This is a genomic window from Pseudomonas lundensis, assembly GCF_002269125.1.
Classification (GTDB): domain Bacteria; phylum Pseudomonadota; class Gammaproteobacteria; order Pseudomonadales; family Pseudomonadaceae; genus Aquipseudomonas; species Aquipseudomonas lundensis_A.
Map to the genome: position 1 here is coordinate 1 of NZ_NQKI01000005.1, position 19,828 is coordinate 19,828.

The 19,828-nt window shown below is 56.6% G+C and carries 22 protein-coding genes; 7 read left to right on the forward strand and 15 right to left on the reverse strand.

Annotation, left to right across the window (positions count from 1 at the left end; translation table 11 throughout):
- A partial coding sequence (locus tag CJF39_RS23150; protein WP_212555974.1) for a hypothetical protein occupies nucleotides 1-234 on the forward strand: 234 nt, incomplete at its 5' end.
- A gap of 607 nt (nucleotides 235-841) precedes the next feature.
- On the opposite strand, the gene CJF39_RS04750 is transcribed toward CJF39_RS23150, so the two are convergent.
- The 4 genes from CJF39_RS04750 to CJF39_RS04765 form a co-directional block, all read right to left on the reverse strand.
- Nucleotides 842-2,128 carry a diguanylate cyclase domain-containing protein gene (locus CJF39_RS04750; protein WP_094992393.1) on the reverse strand — a complete coding sequence of 429 codons (1,287 nt, stop codon included), beginning with the start codon at nucleotides 2,126-2,128 and terminating at the stop codon, nucleotides 842-844.
- A gap of 85 nt (nucleotides 2,129-2,213) precedes the next feature.
- On the reverse strand, nucleotides 2,214-2,849 hold the full coding sequence (locus CJF39_RS04755) for a LysE family translocator (RefSeq protein ID WP_094992394.1): 636 nt from the start codon (nucleotides 2,847-2,849) through the stop codon (nucleotides 2,214-2,216).
- Between the two features lie 122 nt (nucleotides 2,850-2,971).
- On the reverse strand, nucleotides 2,972-4,126 hold the full coding sequence (locus CJF39_RS04760; RefSeq protein ID WP_094992395.1) for a phospholipase D-like domain-containing protein: 1,155 nt from the start codon (nucleotides 4,124-4,126) through the stop codon (nucleotides 2,972-2,974).
- Between the two features lies 1 nt (nucleotide 4,127).
- On the reverse strand, nucleotides 4,128-4,718 hold the full coding sequence (locus CJF39_RS04765) for a YceI family protein (RefSeq protein ID WP_094992396.1): 591 nt from the start codon (nucleotides 4,716-4,718) through the stop codon (nucleotides 4,128-4,130).
- A 262-nt stretch (nucleotides 4,719-4,980) separates the two neighbouring features.
- Here CJF39_RS04765 and olsB point away from each other — a divergent pair, with 262 nt between their 5' ends.
- Together olsB and CJF39_RS04775 are read left to right on the forward strand one after the other, a co-directional pair.
- Nucleotides 4,981-5,736, forward strand: coding sequence for an L-ornithine N(alpha)-acyltransferase (gene olsB, locus CJF39_RS04770; RefSeq protein ID WP_094992397.1), 756 nt, complete (start codon nucleotides 4,981-4,983; stop codon nucleotides 5,734-5,736).
- Nucleotides 5,736-6,533 carry a lysophospholipid acyltransferase family protein gene (locus CJF39_RS04775; RefSeq protein WP_094992398.1) on the forward strand — a complete coding sequence of 266 codons (798 nt, stop codon included), beginning with the start codon at nucleotides 5,736-5,738 and terminating at the stop codon, nucleotides 6,531-6,533. Before olsB ends, CJF39_RS04775 begins: the two co-directional genes overlap by 1 nt.
- 12 nt (nucleotides 6,534-6,545) lie before the next feature.
- Here the strand turns inward: CJF39_RS04775 and CJF39_RS04780 are convergent, their stop codons facing one another.
- Entirely contained in the window at nucleotides 6,546-7,124 is a 579-nt protein-coding gene (locus CJF39_RS04780; protein WP_094992399.1) for an ACP phosphodiesterase, read from the reverse strand.
- A 156-nt stretch (nucleotides 7,125-7,280) separates the two neighbouring features.
- Here CJF39_RS04780 and CJF39_RS04785 point away from each other — a divergent pair, with 156 nt between their 5' ends.
- The 3 genes from CJF39_RS04785 to CJF39_RS04795 are packed head-to-tail and all read left to right on the forward strand — an operon-like array spanning nucleotide 7,281 to nucleotide 9,828.
- The gene (locus CJF39_RS04785) at nucleotides 7,281-7,583 is read left to right on the forward strand and encodes an ArsR/SmtB family transcription factor (protein ID WP_094992400.1); all 303 of its coding nucleotides are present in this window, start codon (nucleotides 7,281-7,283) and stop codon (nucleotides 7,581-7,583) included.
- An 11-nt stretch (nucleotides 7,584-7,594) separates the two neighbouring features.
- Complete coding sequence (locus tag CJF39_RS04790; RefSeq protein ID WP_094992401.1) at nucleotides 7,595-8,761, forward strand: MFS transporter; 1,167 nt, start codon at nucleotides 7,595-7,597, stop codon at nucleotides 8,759-8,761.
- A gap of 17 nt (nucleotides 8,762-8,778) precedes the next feature.
- A complete protein-coding gene (locus CJF39_RS04795) occupies nucleotides 8,779-9,828 on the forward strand; it encodes an alkene reductase (protein ID WP_094992402.1) in 1,050 nt (349 codons plus the stop codon).
- A 683-nt stretch (nucleotides 9,829-10,511) separates the two neighbouring features.
- On the opposite strand, the gene rpoS is transcribed toward CJF39_RS04795, so the two are convergent.
- From rpoS to CJF39_RS04835, 8 genes are all read right to left on the reverse strand, one after another.
- Nucleotides 10,512-11,516 carry an RNA polymerase sigma factor RpoS gene (gene rpoS / locus CJF39_RS04800; RefSeq protein ID WP_094992403.1) on the reverse strand — a complete coding sequence of 335 codons (1,005 nt, stop codon included), beginning with the start codon at nucleotides 11,514-11,516 and terminating at the stop codon, nucleotides 10,512-10,514.
- A gap of 105 nt (nucleotides 11,517-11,621) precedes the next feature.
- On the reverse strand, nucleotides 11,622-12,449 hold the full coding sequence (locus CJF39_RS04805) for a peptidoglycan DD-metalloendopeptidase family protein (protein WP_047278248.1): 828 nt from the start codon (nucleotides 12,447-12,449) through the stop codon (nucleotides 11,622-11,624).
- Nucleotides 12,450-12,656: 207 nt separating this feature from the next.
- Nucleotides 12,657-13,292, reverse strand: a complete 636-nt coding sequence (locus CJF39_RS04810) for a protein-L-isoaspartate(D-aspartate) O-methyltransferase (protein WP_169964272.1) — start codon at nucleotides 13,290-13,292, stop codon at nucleotides 12,657-12,659.
- 41 nt (nucleotides 13,293-13,333) lie between these two features.
- The gene (surE, locus tag CJF39_RS04815) at nucleotides 13,334-14,083 is read right to left on the reverse strand and encodes a 5'/3'-nucleotidase SurE (protein WP_094992405.1); all 750 of its coding nucleotides are present in this window, start codon (nucleotides 14,081-14,083) and stop codon (nucleotides 13,334-13,336) included.
- Entirely contained in the window at nucleotides 14,071-15,129 is a 1,059-nt protein-coding gene (gene truD, locus CJF39_RS04820) for a tRNA pseudouridine(13) synthase TruD (RefSeq protein ID WP_094992406.1), read from the reverse strand. Before truD ends, surE begins: the two co-directional genes overlap by 13 nt.
- Entirely contained in the window at nucleotides 15,126-15,599 is a 474-nt protein-coding gene (ispF, locus tag CJF39_RS04825) for a 2-C-methyl-D-erythritol 2,4-cyclodiphosphate synthase (RefSeq protein WP_070412640.1), read from the reverse strand. The genes truD and ispF overlap by 4 nt, the downstream gene beginning before the upstream one ends.
- 62 nt (nucleotides 15,600-15,661) lie before the next feature.
- Nucleotides 15,662-16,507 carry an S-formylglutathione hydrolase gene (gene fghA / locus CJF39_RS04830; RefSeq protein WP_094992407.1) on the reverse strand — a complete coding sequence of 282 codons (846 nt, stop codon included), beginning with the start codon at nucleotides 16,505-16,507 and terminating at the stop codon, nucleotides 15,662-15,664.
- 50 nt (nucleotides 16,508-16,557) lie between these two features.
- Nucleotides 16,558-17,670, reverse strand: a complete 1,113-nt coding sequence (locus CJF39_RS04835) for an S-(hydroxymethyl)glutathione dehydrogenase/class III alcohol dehydrogenase (protein ID WP_094992408.1) — start codon at nucleotides 17,668-17,670, stop codon at nucleotides 16,558-16,560.
- A gap of 108 nt (nucleotides 17,671-17,778) precedes the next feature.
- Between CJF39_RS04835 and CJF39_RS04840 the strand changes: the two genes are divergently transcribed.
- Nucleotides 17,779-18,684 (forward strand): LysR substrate-binding domain-containing protein, encoded by a 906-nt coding sequence (locus CJF39_RS04840; RefSeq protein ID WP_094992409.1) that lies wholly within the window; start codon nucleotides 17,779-17,781, stop codon nucleotides 18,682-18,684.
- Nucleotides 18,685-18,798: 114 nt separating this feature from the next.
- Here the strand turns inward: CJF39_RS04840 and ispD are convergent, their stop codons facing one another.
- The gene (gene ispD / locus CJF39_RS04845; RefSeq protein ID WP_094992410.1) at nucleotides 18,799-19,503 is read right to left on the reverse strand and encodes a 2-C-methyl-D-erythritol 4-phosphate cytidylyltransferase; all 705 of its coding nucleotides are present in this window, start codon (nucleotides 19,501-19,503) and stop codon (nucleotides 18,799-18,801) included.
- Nucleotides 19,500-19,778 carry a cell division protein FtsB gene (gene ftsB / locus CJF39_RS04850; protein WP_047277176.1) on the reverse strand — a complete coding sequence of 93 codons (279 nt, stop codon included), beginning with the start codon at nucleotides 19,776-19,778 and terminating at the stop codon, nucleotides 19,500-19,502. The genes ispD and ftsB overlap by 4 nt, the downstream gene beginning before the upstream one ends.
- Between the last annotated feature and the right edge of the window lie 50 nt (nucleotides 19,779-19,828).

The window sequence follows — 19,828 nt, forward strand, 5'->3', positions numbered from 1 at the left end:
TCTTCACGCAAAATTTCCTTAATCCGGTCAGGAGAAAATTCTACTTCTGATGCGTACTTTTTTCAGGGGGGATTACCACTTCAACGGCAGTTAATCAAATTTTGGTCACAAAAACCATTCATCAAAATGGCTGCCCAGAATGCACCATTTCCTCAAAAAATAGATACTTTTTGTGTTGTGCAGGGCGTCAGCACCCGATGGCCCTTGACCAGCCTATGGATGACGCGAAAGTAAATGCTAATGGGGGGATAAAGCATGCTTCTGCTGTACGAATGGGCTAGCCGTACAAGGATGCGCTCACTTAATGAGGAATGATGACTCAAGGCTACTGGCCATTTGCATACTGTCCCCGTAAGGAGCTCTACCATCCATTTTCGAGATGTCCAACAGCGCACCATTGCCGTAGCCGATCGGCATGATGATCATGGTGCGATGTGAAGGTCGTCGAGTCGAAGCGACGGATCTGCTGACCGACACCGGTGTCGGTGGAAGTGAACACGCTGGCCACCTTGCCGACTAATACACCTTCCGCCCGAACTCCGCTGGACTAGCGACCGGACTACCTTGTCTACGTTGCCATGCGCTGCTTTGAAGGCCTCAGGATTAAACAATAGGTGATTGGTCACCTGTCTGTGGGGGCATGGATATCAGGGTGCACCATGGTGCACAATCGAGAACGGAGCTATTCACCCGTAAAACCGGGTCATAGCGGAAGGAGACCACTACACGGATACACGCTTTAGGCCCCAAATGCCCAATAAGGGTTCGATTCCCTTCACCCGCTCCACTTCTTCTTTGCGCTTTCAGTCTTCAGAAAGCGACATGTCTGTGCAGTACCTTCTTACACCGCCCGACCACTTTTCTTCACGCTGTACATCACCGTATCGGCATGGTGCAACAATTGCTGCGCGACCTCTCCGTGATCCGGGTAGACCGCCACCCCAATGCTGGGCAGCACATGCAAGGTATGGCCCTCGATAAGTAATGGCTGACCGAGGTTCAGGCAAATTTTCTGCGACACAATCTGTGCATGGTCCGGATGCTTGAGGTTATCCAGCACGACCACGAACTCATCCCCGCTCATCCTCGCCACCGTGTCGCTTTCACGTACGCAATGTTTCATGCGCCTGGCAATCTGCTGCAGCAGGCAATCGCCGATGCCGTGTCCATATTGATCATTGATCTGCTTGAAATGATCCAGATCGACATACAACACGCCGACAAATCCGTGCTCTCGCCTCGCTTTGGCCAATGCCCGGTCGAGCCGTTCATACAGTGATTCGCGGTTGTAAAGTTGTGTCAGGGGATCGTACTGCGCCAAGTACTGCAAGCGGGCATGTAATTGCTTGCGCTCAATCGCTGCAGCCACTTGAGTCGACACATATTGCAGCAGCTCTTGATGCTGCTCGGTATAGCGCTCTTGGCCCAGCGAGCTTTTAACCAGCAGCGCGCCAATAATGCCCTTTTGCGTCGCCAGCGGCACACACAGCCTCGAAGGCGCATCCGGCAAACTGTGCAACATCGGTTGCCCGGTACGAATAACGTGCTCACTTAACTCAAGGGCTTCATTTTTTTGCCGTTGCGGGTGGTCATCCACGTGATAGGGAAAGCTCAACGTACCTTGAGCCTGATCCCACAAGGCCACGGAGAAATTCAACGCGGGCAGCCATTGCCCGATGAGCAGGTGCACGCGCTTGAAAAGCTGCATCAAATCTTCAGCACCATGGGCTGCCTCAGAGATATCAAACAACGCTTGCTGCCTCGATTCGGCGTGCTTGCGCTCGGTAATGTCACGCGCAACGGCGATGCGCATCTGCCAGGTCTCGGACCAGCGGGCAGACCACAATATATGCACGATCCGGCCGTCTTTGTGCAGGTAGCGATTTTCAAAATTAAGTTTGGGCTCGCCCCCCATGACCTCCTGAGCCGCTTGCAACGTGCGCGCTCGATCAGCGTGCAACACCAGCTCAATCATGTACGTTCCGATCAGTTCATCCTGGGTGTACCCGAAGATGCGCTCGCAGGCAGCACTTACAAAGATAAAACGCCCCTGACGGTCCACCACGCACACGGCATCAAGCAACAGGTCGATGAAACTGGATTGAGAAAGGTAGCTTTTAATATCCATTGGGCAGCTCTAAGCCAGAAGGTAAAACCTCACACTCCATCCTCTTCACACACCACTTCCCCCGGCTGTTTCCTTGCAGCTCAGGTCACACCAGACTCAACCATAAACCGGGTAATGCATGCGCCAATGCGCTGACCGCAAACCCGATGAACATGACGCCACACAAACGCGTAATCAGTAATTGATGGCGCTGATACAGCGCGCGAACGTGTCCGGCCCCGACAATCCCGACCAGAATGGCATAGGCCGCCGCTCCGCCCACGAAACTGAGGGCAATTAACCACGGCAACATCGCCCAAGTGAGCAACTCGGCGCGACTGGAAAGCAAGGCCGTGAACGTAGCAACGGCAACGGGATAGGCTTTGGGGTTGGTCAAGCCGAAGAAAATGCCGTGGGCAAAAGGCTGGCGGGCAGGACCCTGCTGCGCCCCGCTGCCAGGCTGTGCACGCACGGCACGCAAGCCCAGCCAGAAAAGGTAGAGGCCGCTGAGCAAACCCAGGACGTTGAATGCGGTACTGCCAAATTCCCGGGCACCGACAATGGCGACCAGTGCGGTGCTGCACCAAATCACATCGCCCAGCAGATGCCCGCACAAGAAACCCGCACCCGCGCGGCGACCACGGGCAGCGCCGATGCCAAACACTGCCAAAACACCCGGACCCGGCGTGATGCCATAAATGAAGCCCGAGGCCAGTACTGCCAACAACAACGAAGGTGTCATGCAAAAACGCTCCAGAAATCCTGCTCACGCTCTCCAAGTGCCCATGAGGCCGCTTGATTTTGCACGTTCTGAAACGTTATGTAACCGTATTGAGCAAAACAGTTGCTCGCCGGGTAAAACAGCTAGCGACGCCCCACCAGGTTCACCACGAGCCGATCCACCCACCCCCAGACACGTTGTTTGACGCGCCGCCATAAAGGCCGCGATTGCCACGCCTGCAAACTGACGGCCTGACTCTGGGCAAAGTCCGTGACAAAGCTTGCCGCTACGGCCTGAGTCAGCGCCGGGTCCAGCGCCTCCAGATTGGCTTCGAGGTTGAAGTGCAGGTTCCAGTGATCAAAATTGCACGAACCTATGCTGACCCATTCATCGATCAGCACCATTTTCAGGTGCAAAAAACACGGTTGGTATTCATAGATCTTTACACCCGACTTGAGCAGGCGCGGGTAATAACGATGCCCGGCATAACGTACCGAAGGGTGGTCGGTGCGGGGGCCGGTGAGCAACAAACGCACATCCACGCCCCGGTTGGCAGCCCGGCGCAGTGACCGGCGCACTTGCCAGGTCGGCAAGAAGTAAGGCGTTGCCAGCCAGATACGCTGCTGTGCGCTGTTAATAGCCCTGACCAGCGACTTCAAAATATCGCGATGCTGGTGAGCGTCCGCGTAGGCAACACGGCCCATGCCTGCGCCCATGGTGGGCACCCTGGGTAAATGAGGTAACCCGAAGTGCGTGGCGGGTTTCCAGGCTTTGCGACTGATGTTGGCGCGCCATTGGCGGTCAAACAGCATCTGCCAATCCAACACCAAGGGCCCTTGAATTTCGACCATTACTTCATGCCAGTCGCAGGTGTTGGTGTCGGGTTGCCAAAACTCATCTGTCACACCCGTACCACCGACCACGGCTAATCGTTGATCGACCAGCAACAGCTTTCGATGATCGCGATACAGATTATTCAGGCCTTTGCGCCAACTGATGCCGTTGTAGAAGCGCAGCTCTACCCCGGCATCAATCAGCCTGCGACGCAGCCCCAGGGTAAATGCCAGGCTGCCATACCCGTCGAACAGGCAACGCACGCGCACATCGCGCGCGGCGGCCTGCTCCAGCGCGACCACAATGGCCTCGGCACACGCGCCGCTTTCGACGAGATAAAGCTCAAGGTCAATGTGTGTCTGGGCGTCGGCCATCGCAGCGAGCATACGCGGGAAGAATTGCGGGCCGTCGATCAGCAACTCGAACTGATTGGCGTCGCGCCATGGAAACACTGCGCCGGCCATCTCAACGGGCCGTGAAGATCAAGACCGCACCCACCGGCACTGAAAAACTGATTGCGGACAAGCCCGCCAGTTTGCGCAGTGTTTCAAGCGCGGGCTGCAAACCGAAATCCTCGGCCTGCACCACCAGCGGTTCCAGCGTTACCACTTGAAACCGGTGTTCATCCAGGCGGGTGGCCAGCAGCTCAGCATCATAGGTGTGCTGTTTGCCACGCAAGCTGACCGTGACCGGCAAACGCAGCTCAAACTGTGCGCCCGGCGCCAGGTCGTTAATCGGTTGAAGGTCAATTTGCGCAGTGATTTGTGCTTCAGGAAAGTGCTTGAAATCGAACAACACATCACGCATGCGCTCATCCAGCAACGGCACCGCGCTGTTGATCGAATCCATCTCGATCCTCAATTGCGCCAGCCCTTTGCGATCCACTTTGCCGTGCAAAACCAAAAAACGATGCACATTGGCAACGTTGGCATTTTGCGTGGTGATAAACGATAGCCGCGACGACTCGCCATCCAGGTACCAATTGGCTTGCGCGGACAGGCTTACGCCCAGGGTCAGCAAGATCGCGCACACAGAAGACAAACACGCTTTAAACATAAGAACTCTTCAGCAATTAGACGTGGGCGAACATTACCCCGAGCCGGGGCACATGCAAGCGATGCGAGGGATTTTTTTAGCTTATGGGGTAGGACGCCAGCCGACTCCAACAGTTCATCAGGCGCAGAGCGGCGCAGCGTCTGTCATGCAAGCATCACCCAATTGTCATGGCGATGACATTGCACCTGCCTAGCCTGACGTTGCACCCCTCAGTCGATTGGCAGTCACCCTCGGCGGGCACAGGCCTGCATGGAGATTCGCAATGTCTCAAATCGCCCGCATTCGCGACACCGCTCAAGAACGACGCCTGCAGGCCGAACGCCTGATCGGCCCCGAAGCGTTGCGCGAGGCACAGGCCCTGCGTTTCCGGGTATTCAGTGATGAGCTCAAGGCCAAGCTGAAAGGAGAAGAAGGCGGCCTCGATCAGGACGACTTCGACAGGCATTGCGCACACATCGGCGTGCGCGATCTGAACAGCGGCCATCTGGTCGCCACCACGCGGCTGCTGGACCACACGGCGGCCCGCAGTATCGGGCACTTTTACAGCGAAGAAGAATTCAACCTGCACGGGCTGGCGCACCTGCAGGGGCCAGTCCTTGAAATCGGGCGAACCTGCGTCGACCTTGCCTACCGAAATGGCGGGACCATCGCCGTGCTGTGGGGCGAATTGGCGGAAGTCCTCAACCAGGGCAATTACTGTTACCTGATGGGCTGCGCGAGCATCCCGATGCAGGACGGAGGCGTTCAAGCCCACGCCATCATGCAGCGCTTGCGTGAACGTTACCTGTGCACGGAACACCTACGCGCCGAGCCGAAAAATCCGATTCCTAAACAGGAAATACCCACCAACGTCATCGCCGAAATGCCACCACTGCTCAAGGCTTATATGCGTTTGGGAGCGAAAATATGCGGCGAACCTTGCTGGGATGAGGACTTCCAGGTGGCAGATGTATTCATTTTGCTTAAACGTGACGAGCTGTGCCCGCGTTACGCCCGACACTTCAAGGCGGCCATGTAATGGACCGCATACGCCGTTATGGCCGAATGATCCGCGTATTGAGCGTAGTGGGACTGGGGCTGGGCATGGCCAGCGTGTTTGCCATGATGGAACGCCTGAAACTCTCCAGTACCCAGCACAGGCGCCAGTGCTGGTCGCAGTTTTTCATGGCGCGCCTGAGCAATGCCCTGCCCTTTCGCATCAAAGTGTTCGGCCAGTTACCGGACGCCTCGATGCTGTGGGTCAGCAACCATGTGTCATGGACCGACATCGCTCTGCTCGGCCAATTGACGCCACTGTCATTTTTGTCGAAAGCCGAGGTGCGCGGCTGGCCAGTCGCAGGATGGCTGGCCGTCAAGGCTGGCAGTCTGTTTATCCGGCGCGGTGCTGGCGACAGCCAATTGATCCGCCAACAGATGAGTCACCATTTGAGTCAGGGCTTGCCGCTGCTGATGTTTCCCGAGGGCACCACGACGGATGGCCGCTGCGTACGCACGTTCCATGGCCGACTGCTGTCAGCGGCCATCGACAGCGGCGCGCACCTGCAACCTGTAGCGATTCGTTATCTGCGTGAAGGCACGACTGACCCGATTGCGCCCTTTATAGGCAATGACGATTTGCTATCGCATCTGAGGCGGTTGTTCAGTCACGACACGGCTGACGTGGAGATCCACCTGCTCGAACCCATAGCGTGCCTGCATCAGGAACGGGCAGTCCTCGCTTTCCGTGCGCAACAAGCCATCGAACGCGTGCTCGCGGCCCCCCCACAGACGGGGCCTGCGAGTACAGCCCAGGCGGGTTTGTTACTGCATCACTAACTCAAGGCGCGGTCACCCGCTCAGCGCATGAGCGGCGTAAGCCTGTAGCTCAGGGTAGAACGCTCGAAAGTCTTGGCTTAAAGGCTGATACAGCGCATCCAGGTCCTGCATGGCACCCGCCAATTCCTGAGGGCGCGACAGGCGTTGGGCAATCCCGGTAAATACCCGTCCCAACGTTTGATAGTCCCGATAAGAACCCAACCAGTCATGAGCTGCCATGTGCGGGGCAATGACGGCCAATCGACCGGGCAACTGCGGCTCGGCACCCAGCACACGATAAAACCCCGCCGTGAAGCGCTCCAGCGGCACGTCGGCATAGTGCCCCCAATCGCGGGCCAGGCAATGGTCGAAGAACACGTCGAGTACGATGCCTGCATACCGCCGCCGCGTGCGACTAAACCGCGCCAGAGCCTGAGTCACCAGCGGGTGAGCGTCGGTGAAGGCATCGATGTTGCGGTGCAACTGAATGCCGGACTCAATCCCCGGCCTGAATTCGCCTTGCAGCGGTCCTTTGACAAAGTCGCCATACAGGCTGCCGAGTAATTCTTCAGGGCGCTGGCCGCCAAGGTGCAGATGTGCGAGATAATTCATGGCGCGCAGTTTAGCACTGCACCTCCAATATCGTTATAACCCGATATACCGATTTATACTGATATCAGATCAAAATCATATTTGTATATCGCGATATTACGATTTAAAGTTCGCTTCATCGCGATATAACGTTGTAACTCATTGAGCACTGCCACCATGAACATCGACCTCGACGAAATAATAAAAGCGCTGGCACACCCAGTACGCCGAGAAATCCTTCACCTGCTTAAAGAACCGGAAAAATCATTTCCCGATCAACTGCACTCCACCGAGCACGGAGTGTGCGCAGGTCAATTTGACCAGCACTGCGGCCTGTCTCAGTCAACGGTGTCAGCACACCTAGCAACGTTACAACGCGCTGGCCTGATTACTAGCCAAAAGCACGGCCAATGGCACTTTTTCAAACGTAACGAAGACACCATCCGAGCCTTCCTCGAACAATTCAACCAAACGCTTTAACAAGGATTTTCATGCCCCTCTCGCTCCTTATCCTGGCGCTCAGTGCCTTCGCTATCGGGACCACTGAGTTCGTCATCATGGGCTTGTTGCCCGATGTCGCTGCCGACCTTGGTGTGTCCATTCCCGGTGCTGGCTGGCTGGTAACCGGTTACGCGTTGGGCGTGGCCATCGGCGCGCCGTTCATGGCGCTGGCGACTGCCAAACTGCCACGCAAGGCCGCGCTGGTGGCATTAATGGGCATTTTTATCGTCGGCAACCTGCTGTGCGCAGTGGCCAGCGATTACAACGTACTGATGTTTGCCCGCGTAGTCACAGCACTTTGCCATGGCGCTTTTTTCGGCATTGGCTCGGTCGTGGCCGCGGGGCTGGTGCCAGCCAACAAACGCGCCTCTGCCGTCGCCCTGATGTTCACCGGTCTGACACTGGCAAACGTGCTGGGCGTGCCCTTGGGTACCGCGCTGGGGCAAGCCGCTGGATGGCGCTCGACATTCTTCGCCGTCACCGTCATCGGTGTGGTCGCACTGATTGGCCTGATCCGTTTCTTGCCAACCAGGCGTGACGAAGAAAAACTCGACATGCAAGCAGAGCTCAGAGCGCTCAAAGGCGCTGGCATCTGGCTGTCCCTGAGCATGACCGCTTTGTTTGCGGCGTCGATGTTCACCCTGTTCACTTACGTGGCGCCGTTACTGGGCGACGTTACTGGCGTGTCACCGCGGGGCGTGACCTGGACCCTGCTACTGATCGGTCTTGGCCTCACCGTCGGCAATATTATCGGCGGCAAACTGGCTGACAAGCGGCTGGCGGCCACACTGATTGGCGTCTTCATCGCCATGGCCGTGATATCGACTGTCCTGACCTGGACCAGCGTGGCCGTGATTCCAACCGAAATCACCTTGTTCCTCTGGGCCACCGCCTCGTTTGCGGCCGTACCGGCGCTGCAAGTCAACGTCGTGACGTTCGGCAAAGCCGCCCCCAATCTGGTTTCAACCCTGAACATCGGCGCATTCAACATCGGTAACGCATTGGGAGCCTGGGTAGGCGGCAGCGTGATAGCCCACGGCTTCGGCCTGACCAGCGTGCCGCTGGCTGCCGCAGCGCTGGCGGTCCTGGCGTTGTTGGTGACCCTGATTACTTTTCGCCAGGGCGGTAATCCCGAACTGGCCACTGCCACACACTGATACGAGAGGTTACAGACATGACCACCCTTTTCGACCCCATCAAACTGGGCGAGCTGGAACTGCCCAACCGCATCATCATGGCGCCGCTGACTCGCTGCCGCGCCGATGAAGGCCGCGTACCCAATGCGCTGATGGCTGAATACTACGTACAACGTGCCTCCGCTGGCCTGATCCTCAGCGAGGCAACGTCAGTGACACCGATGGGCGTTGGCTACCCGGACACTCCGGGGATCTGGTCTGACGCTCAGGTACGTGGCTGGACCAATATCACGAAAGCACTGCATCAAGCGGGCGGGCGCATCTTCCTGCAACTGTGGCACGTGGGGCGCATCTCCCACCCCACCTATTTGAACGGCGATACGCCGGTTGCACCGAGCGCTATTGCTGCTAAAGGCCATGTCAGCCTGGTGCGTCCGAAAGTTGATTTCCCCACGCCGCGTGCACTGGAAACAGCAGAGATTGCCGATATTGTCGAGGCGTACCGTACCGGTGCTGAAAACGCCAAGGCCGCTGGGTTTGATGGCGTCGAGATTCACGGCGCCAATGGGTATTTGCTCGATCAGTTCCTGCAGAGCAGCACGAACAAGCGCACGGATCAGTACGGCGGTTCAGTGGAAAACCGTGCCCGCCTGCTGCTGGAAGTGACTGACGCCGCTATCAGCGTCTGGGGGCCGGGTCGTGTGGGTGTGCACTTGTCGCCTCGGGCAGACCTGCACGATATGGGCGATGAGAACCTGGCTGAAACCTTTGGCTATGTCGCACGGGAACTGGGCAAACGCGGTATCGCATTCATCTGCTCACGTGAAGCAGAAGGTCCCGACAGCCTGGGCCCGCAATTGAAAGAGGCCTTTGGCGGCCCTTACATCGCTAATGAGCGTTTTACCCAAGACAGCGCCAACGCATTGCTGGCTGCTGGCAAAGCAGACGCCGTGGCCTTTGGCGTGCCTTACATCGCCAACCCGGACTTGCCTGAACGTTTCAAGGCGCACGCTCCGCTCAATGAGGCCCACCCGCAAACTTTCTACTCCCATGGACCGGAAGGCTACATCGACTACCCGACGTTGTAAGCCGCCCAAGCGTATTGCGACTTTAGATACGCCATAAAAAACGCCCAAGGCCTGATTGACCTTGGGCGTTTTGCTTTTAATAAGGGGGGTAACACGCAGACATGGTTCACAGAGTGCAAACGTCCGTCTATGGCATTGATACCAGATAAAAAAGGGGCGGTTTGACCCGCCCACATTTATTCCCTAATCCCTTTTTTCCCTTTCATCATCCTGATGAATCGCTTCCTGCGATGTCCTTCAACGTCCATCCTTGAGCGCTGTATCGATCCGTCGATACAGTTCTGATATTAGAGATTTCCAAACTTGCTGCAAGCACACCAGATATAGATTTTTATTACACGGCCGAACCCGAATAAACAGAAAAAACTATTAATATCAGATAGTTAAATATTAAACAGCGTAAGAAAATCTGATCACTCAACCTTTCACCAACCTTTCACTTACAAAAAGAGTAAGTAATGGCTTACAAAACAGCGAACCAAAAAACCATTTTTTCCGCTGACACTTCACTTCAAATACCAAAGTCTTAGACCTCCGCGGGAAATGCATGCCCTAACCAGTAACTTTTTCCTACCGATAGAGGTGATAAAGAGATCCACTCCACTCCGAATGTCCATGAACATAACGAGTGTGACGCATAAAAAAACCCCGGCTTTTAGCCGGGGTTCTGGGTGCTACAAGACTTACTGGAACAATGATTCGCTGGAAAGTCCATTACGTTCAAGAATCTCGCGCAAGCGCTTCAATCCTTCGACCTGAATCTGGCGTACACGCTCACGCGTCAGGCCAATTTCCAGCCCTACATCTTCAAGCGTACTGCTTTCATGGCCTCGCAGCCCGAAGCGGCGAATGACCACCTCACGCTGCTTATCGGTCAGCTCCGACAGCCACTGATCAATGCTTTGCGACAAATCATCGTCCTGCAACAGTTCACAAGGATCTGTAGGACGATCATCCGTCAGGGTATCGAGCAGGGTTTTATCGGAATCAGGACCCAAAGAAACATCCACCGAGGACACTCGCTCATTGAGGCCCAGCATGCGCTTGACTTCAGCAACGGGTTTTTCGAGCAGATTGGCGATTTCTTCAGGGGAAGGTTCGTGATCGAGCTTTTGCGTCAGTTCACGCGCTGCTCGCAGATAGACGTTGAGTTCTTTAACGACATGGATCGGTAAACGAATAGTGCGGGTCTGGTTCATGATCGCCCGTTCAATCGTTTGGCGGATCCACCAGGTGGCATATGTCGAGAAGCGGAACCCGCGTTCGGGATCAAATTTCTCGACTGCCCGAATAAGGCCCAGGTTGCCCTCCTCAATCAGGTCGAGCAGCGATAGCCCACGGTTGACATAACGACGGGCAATTTTCACGACCAGCCGCAAGTTACTTTCAATCATGCGCTTACGCCCGGCCGGATCTCCGCTTTGCGACAAACGCGCAAAATGGACTTCCTCTTCGGGAGAGAGTAACGGGGAAAAACCGATTTCATTGAGATACAACTGAGTCGCATCAAGCGCCCTGGTGTAATCAATGTACTTGTGCTGCTTTAAAGCAGATGAGCTTTTGGACTTGGTACGAACTGCTGGGGTTGAAGCATCTTCTTCTGACATCGAGTCCATGACGATATCAGGGTCCATAAGGAGCACCTCATCGTCGATGTCAAACCCCGGCGCTTCTTTGTTGAGAGCCATTTTATAGTCCTTTGTTGAGTTCGACCTCAAGCTCTAGCGTCGCCTGATCCTTGGCAAAGCTGGAGCCCATTCCTTTACTACATCAAGGAACGGGCTGGAAACTGATCAACGGCGCGGCAGGAATTGCAGTGGATCTACAGGCTTACCTTGTCGGCGAATCTCAAAGTGAAGTTTCACCCGGTCTGTACCCGTTGACCCCATTTCGGCAATTGTCTGACCAACCTTGACCTGTTGCCCCTCCCGAACCAAAAGCCTGCGATTATGACCGTAGGCACTGACATAGGTATCGCTGTGTTTAATGATGACTAATTCGCCGTAGCCCCTTAATCCACTCCCGGCGTAAACCACTGAGCCATCCGACGCAGCTAAAACAGGCTGTCCCAAATCTCCGGCGATATCAATACCTTTATTCAAACTACCGTTTGAAGAAAATTTACCGATCAAAATACCGTTCGCAGGCCAGCCCCACCCTTTGGGAGCAGGCCCGGCAGGCAATGGCGCCGGGGCGACCGCGGTCTTTGTTGCTGTGGCCTGGCGCTTGATGACAGTGGTTTTACTGCCCGATGAAGGCGAGGTGACAGTACTGGTCGCGACAGCTGTCGGACGGGTGCCGGCTCGTCCGTCAAAGCGGATGGTTTGCCCCGGCACGATCGTAAAGGGTGCCCCGATGTTGTTACGGGCAGCCAGCGCCTTCCAGTCCCACCCGTAGCGAAACGCAATGGAGAATAGGGTGTCGCCACGCCGGACCACGTATTGCCCAGTGGTCACGGCCGGACGCTGGGCCACCCCATTACGGTCGACAACACGCACGCCGTTTTTTGGCGAACTGGAACAGGCCGCCAGCAAGGCAAGCGTGGCACTCAGAAGTAAACCGACCACCAGTCTGTGATAGCTATTGGTTCTCATACGCTGCGCAATGACTGTGAGACTCACCCGCCGCTCCCTTTGATGGTGGCTAAATATTAGATGGCCAGTACCGGCCGAAATGTGGCGCAAGTATAACTGGCAACGCAGCTATTACAGACAGTAAAGCCGACGCTTAAACACGCCGTATAAAGCGCGTGTAAGGCTAAACAGAGCCTTGGCGTCGGGCTATATGACCCCCGCCTGCCCCTATAATTCAGCGCAGATGAATGAGGGTCAGGCCAACGGGCCATTCAAAAGCGGTACAAAACGCACATTACCGATAACGCGACGCGCAAAACCATGCTCCTCGCGCACAATTAACATCAGTTGTTGCACCTCACCCGCACCCACCGGGATCACCAGACGGCCGCCCGGTGCCAATTGATCCAGCAACGCCTGGGGAACATCGGTTGCAACAGCCGTTACGATAATACCGTTGTAAGGCGCCAGCGCTGGCCAGCCTTCCCAGCCATCGCCCCAGCGAAACACAACATTGCGCAAGTTGAGCGCCTGCAAACGCTCTTTGGCACGGTCCTGAAGCACCTTGATGCGTTCGACCGAGAAGATGCGTTCAACCAGTTGCGAAAGTACTGCCGTTTGATAACCGGAGCCGGTGCCGATCTCCATGACCTTGTCCAGCGGGCCGTCTTCAAGCAGCAGCTCGCTCATGCGCGCCACCATATACGGCTGGGAAATCGTTTGGTTGTTGCCGATCGGTAATGCGGTGTCTTCGTAAGCCCGGTGCGCCAGCGCTTCGTCCACAAACAGGTGACGCGGGGTGCGACGAATAACCTCAAGCACGTGTTGGTTGACGATACCTTCGTCAACCAGGCGCTGAATCAGCCGCTCACGAGTACGCTCGGAAGTCATGCCAATACCGCGATGCATCAGGCCACTCTGTTCACGCCCCATCAACCCAAGCCCTCAAGCCAACCATCGAGGCATTGGAATGCCTCGCCAAACGTGCGATCAAGCTGCAACGGCGTAATCGACACATAACCTTGCATGACCGCATGAAAGTCCGTCCCCGGTCCGCCATCTTCAACATCGCCCGCGGCAGCAATCCAGTACCCGGCCTTGCCACGAGGATCGACCACATGCACCGGCGCCGCTGCTCGCGCCCGGTGCCCCAGACGCGTGAGCTGGATACCGCGAATCTTGTCCAACGGCAAGTTGGGAATATTCACGTTGAGCACAGTTCGCGGCGGCAGGACCAATTGGTCATGGGCTTGCACCAGCTTGCGAGCGTAGTAAGCAGCCGTCGGCAAGTTCTCCAGCTGACGCGACACAAATGAAAATGCGAACGACGGCCGTTGCAGAAACCGTCCTTCCAGCGCGGCTGCGACGGTTCCCGAATACAGCACATCATCCCCAAGATTGGCCCCAAGGTTGATCCCGGAAACCACCATATCGGGTTGCGGGTCCAGCAGACCGTGAATGCCCAGATGAACGCAATCGGTCGGTGTGCCATTAATGCTGACAAACCCATTGGCCAAGGTATGCGGGTGCAGCGGACGGTCAAGCGTCAGCGAACTGCTAGCACCACTTTTATCCTGGTCGGGCGCAATCACCACGCACTCGGCATAATCGGCCAGTGCAGCGTGAAGCGCTGCAAGGCCCGGGGCACTCACCCCATCATCGTTAGAAATCAGAATACGCATAGGCTGTCCGTTTGACCCAACGGCACCAGATCAACAAGTTCGCGCACCAGAACAGTGGCGAAGCATCCGGCCGGCAGTACAAATTCCAGTTGCAGAATGTCAGGCTCTGGATAATGCCACGTCAACCGGCCAATGGGCAGCCGCAGAATGCGTCGTTCGTGACTCATGCCCGCACGGACCAGCCAATCGCGCAGATCAGCTTCACGCTCGGCAATCGACTGTTCCAGTTCATAGGGTGCGCCCCGGGTAGGAGAATCACCCTCGCCCCACTGCGGCCCGGTAGGGTGCAAGTCCAAAATGGCCAGACGCGGATCGCTGCACTCAGCCTCACCGGCGAGAAAGAAACTCCGGCTGTCGGTAAAGGCCAAGAGGTCGCCCACTTGCGCTTTTTGCCACGTTCCGTCGGCAACGCGAGCGGCCAATACTTGATTGAACAGATAACTGCGGGCTGTCGACAGCAGCCGTGAACGCACATTGCGCTGTTCGGGCAAGGCCTTGCGGGCGGCGTATTCACGCGCCTCCCCCAAATTGCCGCCCTGCCAGCCAAAACGCTGAGTGCCGAAATAATTGGGAATACCCTGGCGGGCAATCAGCTCCAGACGCTGCTGCAGCGCGTCCTTGTCACCCGCCAGTTGAGTCAGACGCAACGTGAAGCCGTTTGCCGCGTGGGCTCCGCGCTGCAACTTACGCTTGTGACGCGAAGTCTTGAGGATTTTCAGCGTGTCATTTTCAGCCGAAGACAGATCCGGATCAGCCTTGCCCGGTAACTGAACGCTAAACCACTGGCGGGTTAGCGCCTGACGATCCTTAAGCCCGGCATAACTGACCGTACGCAAGGGCACGCCAGCGGCCTTGGCAATCCGGCGCGCGGCCTCTTCAGTATTCAGCCCCCGCTTTTCGACCCACAGCCATAAATGCTCGCCATCCCCGGACAGGGGAATATCCAGCACTTCATCGACCTGAAAATCGTCAGCCGTGGCTTTGAGCACAGCCGTACCCAATGCGTCGCCATAAGCACGCGGGCCCAACAGATCACGTTCATTCATGCGCGAACCAACAATGCGATCGAATGCACGGCAATGCCTTCCTCACGACCGACAAAGCCAAGCTTTTCAGTGGTGGTGGCTTTTACGTTTACCTGGTCCAAATCAACCTCTAGATCCGCGGCAATCCGCGCGCGCATCGTTTCAATATGCGGTGCCATTTTTGGCGCCTGAGCAATGATGGTGTTGTCGACATTGCCGACCTTCCAGCCTTTGGCGTGGATAAGGCCTACCACGTGACGCAGCAGGACACGGCTGTCAGCCCCTTTGAAGGTAGGGTCGGTGTCCGGGAAGTGCTTGCCGATGTCGCCCAGTGCCGCAGCCCCCAGCAATGCATCACTGAGCGCGTGCAGCAGCACGTCGCCATCAGAGTGAGCCAAAAGGCCAAATTTATGTGGGATTCGCACACCGCCCAAGGTAATAAAGTCGCCTTCAGCGAAACAGTGCACATCATAGCCGTGGCCAATACGCATAAAAAAACGCCCCGATTAAGTCAGGGCGTGATTCTACCTACTTTGGCCCGCCTTGGGCGCTATTAGGCACCCAGTGCGTTGGCGTGATGGCGCAGGTGATCATCAATGAAACTGGCGATAAAGAAATAGCTATGGTCGTAGCCCGGCTGCACGCGCAACGTCAGCGGGTAATCGGCCAGTTCAGCAGCCTTTTGCAGCACGTCAGGTTTGAGCTGGACAGTCAGGAAGTCATCCCTGCCCCCCTGATCAACCAACAGCGGCAACTTCTCACGCGCCTGAGCCAACAGCGCACTGGCATCCCACTCACGCCAGCGCGAACGTTCTTCGCCCAGATAATAAGAAAACGCTTTTTGCCCCCAAGGACAATCCATCGGATTGCTGATGGGCGCAAACGCCGAAACGGACTGATAACGCCCAGGATTACGCAGTGCGCAAACCAGAGCACCGTGACCGCCCATCGAATGGCCGCTAATCCCGCGTCGCTGGGAAGCGGGGAAATGCGCTTCAACCAACGCGGGCAACTCCTTCACAACGTAATCATGCATCTGATAATGCTGAGCCCAAGGTTGCTGGGTAGCGTTCAGATAAAACCCCGCGCCCAGACCAAAGTCCCACGCACCGTTCGGGTCACCGGGCACACCGTCGCCGCGGGGGCTGGTGTCCGGCGCCACAAGGATCAAACCCAGCTCAGCCGCCATTTTCATGGCACCCGCTTTGTGCATGAAGTTCTCGTCGGTACAGGTCAGCCCCGACAACCAGTACAGCACAGGCAATGTCGCCCCCTGCTCGGCTTGGGGCGGCAAATACACGGCAAACACCATGTCACACCCGAGCACCTGCGAACGATGCCGGTAGCGCTTGTGCCAGCCACCGAAGCTTTTCTGGCAGGAAATATTTTCCAGTGTCATGGACAACTCCAGGCCGCCAGCCCCAATTGCGTGAGGCTGGCCGCTGCCGATTAGAAATGGATGACCGTACGGATGCTTTTACCTTCATGCATCAGGTCGAAAGCCTTATTGATGTCTTCCAGCCCCATGGTATGGGTGATGAAGGTATCCAGCGGGATCTCACCGCTTTGTGCCATGTCGACATAGCTCGGCAACTCAGTACGTCCGCGCACGCCACCAAAGGCAGAACCACGCCAGACGCGGCCGGTCACCAGTTGGAACGGACGGGTGGAGATTTCTTGCCCGGCACCCGCCACGCCAATGATCACCGACTCGCCCCACCCCTTGTGACAGCATTCAAGTGCCGCACGCATCAATTGCACATTACCGATGCATTCAAAGGAGAAATCCACGCCACCGTCCGTCATATCCACAATGACGTCCTGGATTGGACGATCAAAGTCTTTTGGATTGACGCACTCAGTGGCGCCCAACTGCTTGGCAATTTCAAATTTGGCCGGGTTGATATCAATCGCAATAATCCGCGAAGCCTTGGCTTTCACAGCACCAATGATTGCTGACAAACCAATCCCGCCCAGACCGAAAATAGCGACGGTATCGCCGGGTTTGACCTTGGCCGTATTAATAACGGCACCGATGCCCGTCGTCACGCCACAGCCGAGGAGGCAGACTTTTTCAAGCGGAGCATCCTTGGAGATTTTGGCCACCGAGATTTCCGGCAACACGGTGTACTCAGAAAATGTGGACGTGCCCATGTAGTGAAAAATGGGCTGACCCTTGTAGGAGAAGCGGGTAGTGCCATCAGGCATCAGGCCTTTGCCCTGAGTCGAGCGAATCGCCTGACACAAGTTGGTCTTGCCCGACAGGCAGAACTTACATTGACGGCACTCCGGGGTGTACAGCGGGATGACGTGATCGCCTACGGCTACCGATGTAACACCCTCACCGATGGCTTCAACGATTGCGCCGCCTTCATGGCCCAGAATCGACGGAAAAATGCCTTCCGGGTCTGCACCCGACAAGGTGTACGCATCGGTGTGGCAAACGCCCGACGCCACAACCCGCACCAGCACTTCGCCTGCCTTGGGCATGGCAACATCCACTTCCACGATTTCCAGCGGCTTTTTGGCCTCAAAGGCTACGGCAGCACGTGACTTGATCATCGATCGTCTCCAGCAAAGTAAAAACAAGACATGGAGTGTAAATCAGCGCTGACTGATTAATAATCCAGCCAAAAGCAAAACATTATTGCCAGGCAGGGACAATCCTCCATGAACGAGAACCGCTGGGAAGGTATAGACGAATTTGTAGCCGTCGCGGAATGCGGTCAATTCACAGCAGCTGCCGAACGTCTCGGGGTTTCGTCTTCCCATATCAGCCGTCAGGTAGCACGGCTGGAGGAACGGTTGCAGACCCGATTGTTCTACCGCAGCACCCGGCGCGTGACGCTGACCGAAGCCGGGCAGACATTCCTGCAACATTGCCAGCGGTTGCAGGATGGACACGAAGAAGCATTACGTGCGATAGGCGACCTCGCCGGCGAACCAAAAGGATTGCTGCGTATGACGTGCGCCGTCGCATATGGCGAACGCTTTATCGTGCCGCTGGTGACGCGGTTCATGGCCCTGTACCCACAATTGCGGGTGGACATCGAACTGAGTAACCGTCCACTGGACCTGGTGCACGAAAGCCTGGACCTTGCGATCCGGCTGGGCCGCTTGCAGGACTCAAGTTTGGTAGCCACCCGCCTGGCTCCACGGCGCATGTACCTGTGCGGCTCCCCTTCCTATCTGGAACATTACGGGCGCCCCCACAGCGTGTCGGAACTGGGCCGGCACAATTGTTTGATTGGCAGTTCGGACCTCTGGCAATTGCAACAAGACGGTCGGGAGTTTTCGCAGCGCGTGCAAGGCAACTGGCGTTGTAACAGTGGGCAGGCGGTGCTGGATGCGGCGTTGGTGGGGGTAGGGCTGTGTCAGTTGCCCGACTATTACGTGCTGGAACATTTAAAAAGCGGCGCGCTGGTGTCTTTGCTGGAGTCGCATCAACCGCCCAATACGGCAGTCTGGGCCCTCTACCCACAGCAGCGGCACTTGTCGCCCAAAGTCAGGCAGTTGGTGGATTATCTGAAAACAGCGTTGGCCGAGCGCGAAGAATACTCAACCAGCCAGCAGTGAGCTTACACCCACCCGTGGGCAGACATGCTTCGAGGGACAAGGATTGAACATCATCAGGCAATGATTGCCACCTTTGCGCCCTGGCAACAACGGCCTGGGCGCGACGATCAGGCCTTAGCGGTTGGACCAACGCAATCGCAGCCACTCAAGGTCTTCAGGGCGGGTGACCTTGATGTTGTCGGAACGCCCTTCAATCAAACGCGGGGACAAGCCTGCCCACTCCATCGCAGAAGACTCATCGGTGATGTTGGCATCGGCCACAAGGCTATCGGCCAGCGCACGGTGCAGTGCACCGAGGCGGAACATTTGCGGTGTATAGGCTTGCCAGATGAGCTGGCGATCGACGGTTTCGACGACACGACCATGTTTGTCGACCCGTTTTAGGGTGTCGCGCGCCGGGACGGCGAGTAAACCACCGACTGGATCATCCGACAGCTCACTGAGCAGTCTGTCCAAGTCCTCTCGGGCCAGATTGGGCCGTGCCGCATCGTGCACCAATACCCAGTCATCGTCAGTGGCCCCTTGAGCATGCAAATGCAGCAGCGCATTTAACACCGAGTCTGCACGCTCACGACCGCCGTCCACCCGCACGACACGTGGATCAACCGCACAAGGTAAACCCGGCCAGAAAGGATCATCGCAGGCGACACTGACTACCAGCCCCAGAAGACCGGGGTGATCGAGAAAACAGCCAAGGCTGTGTTCGAGAATACTGCGTCCGCCCAACTGCAAGTATTGCTTGGGACGGTCCGCGGCCATTCGGGCTCCTACGCCCGCGGCAGGAATCACGGCCCAAAAGGCCGGCGAGGTACTGCTCATTGGGCCAGCTGATAGAGGGTTTCGCCCTCCTTGACCATGCCCAACTCATGGCGTGCCCGTTCTTCAACGGTTTCCATGCCTTTTTTCAGCTCTGACACTTCCGCATCCAGCACGCGGTTGCGCTCAAGCAAAATTTCGTTTTCAGCACGCTGATCGGCGATTTGCTGGGTCAGGTCGGTAACCTGCGCCAAACTGCCATTCCCCACCCACAGGCGATACTGTAGGCCAGCCAGCAGCAAGAGCAAGATAAGGAACAACCAATTGGGACTGCGCATCGAATATCAGGTATCCAGTGAAAAGACAGCCATGCCGACAAACCTAAACC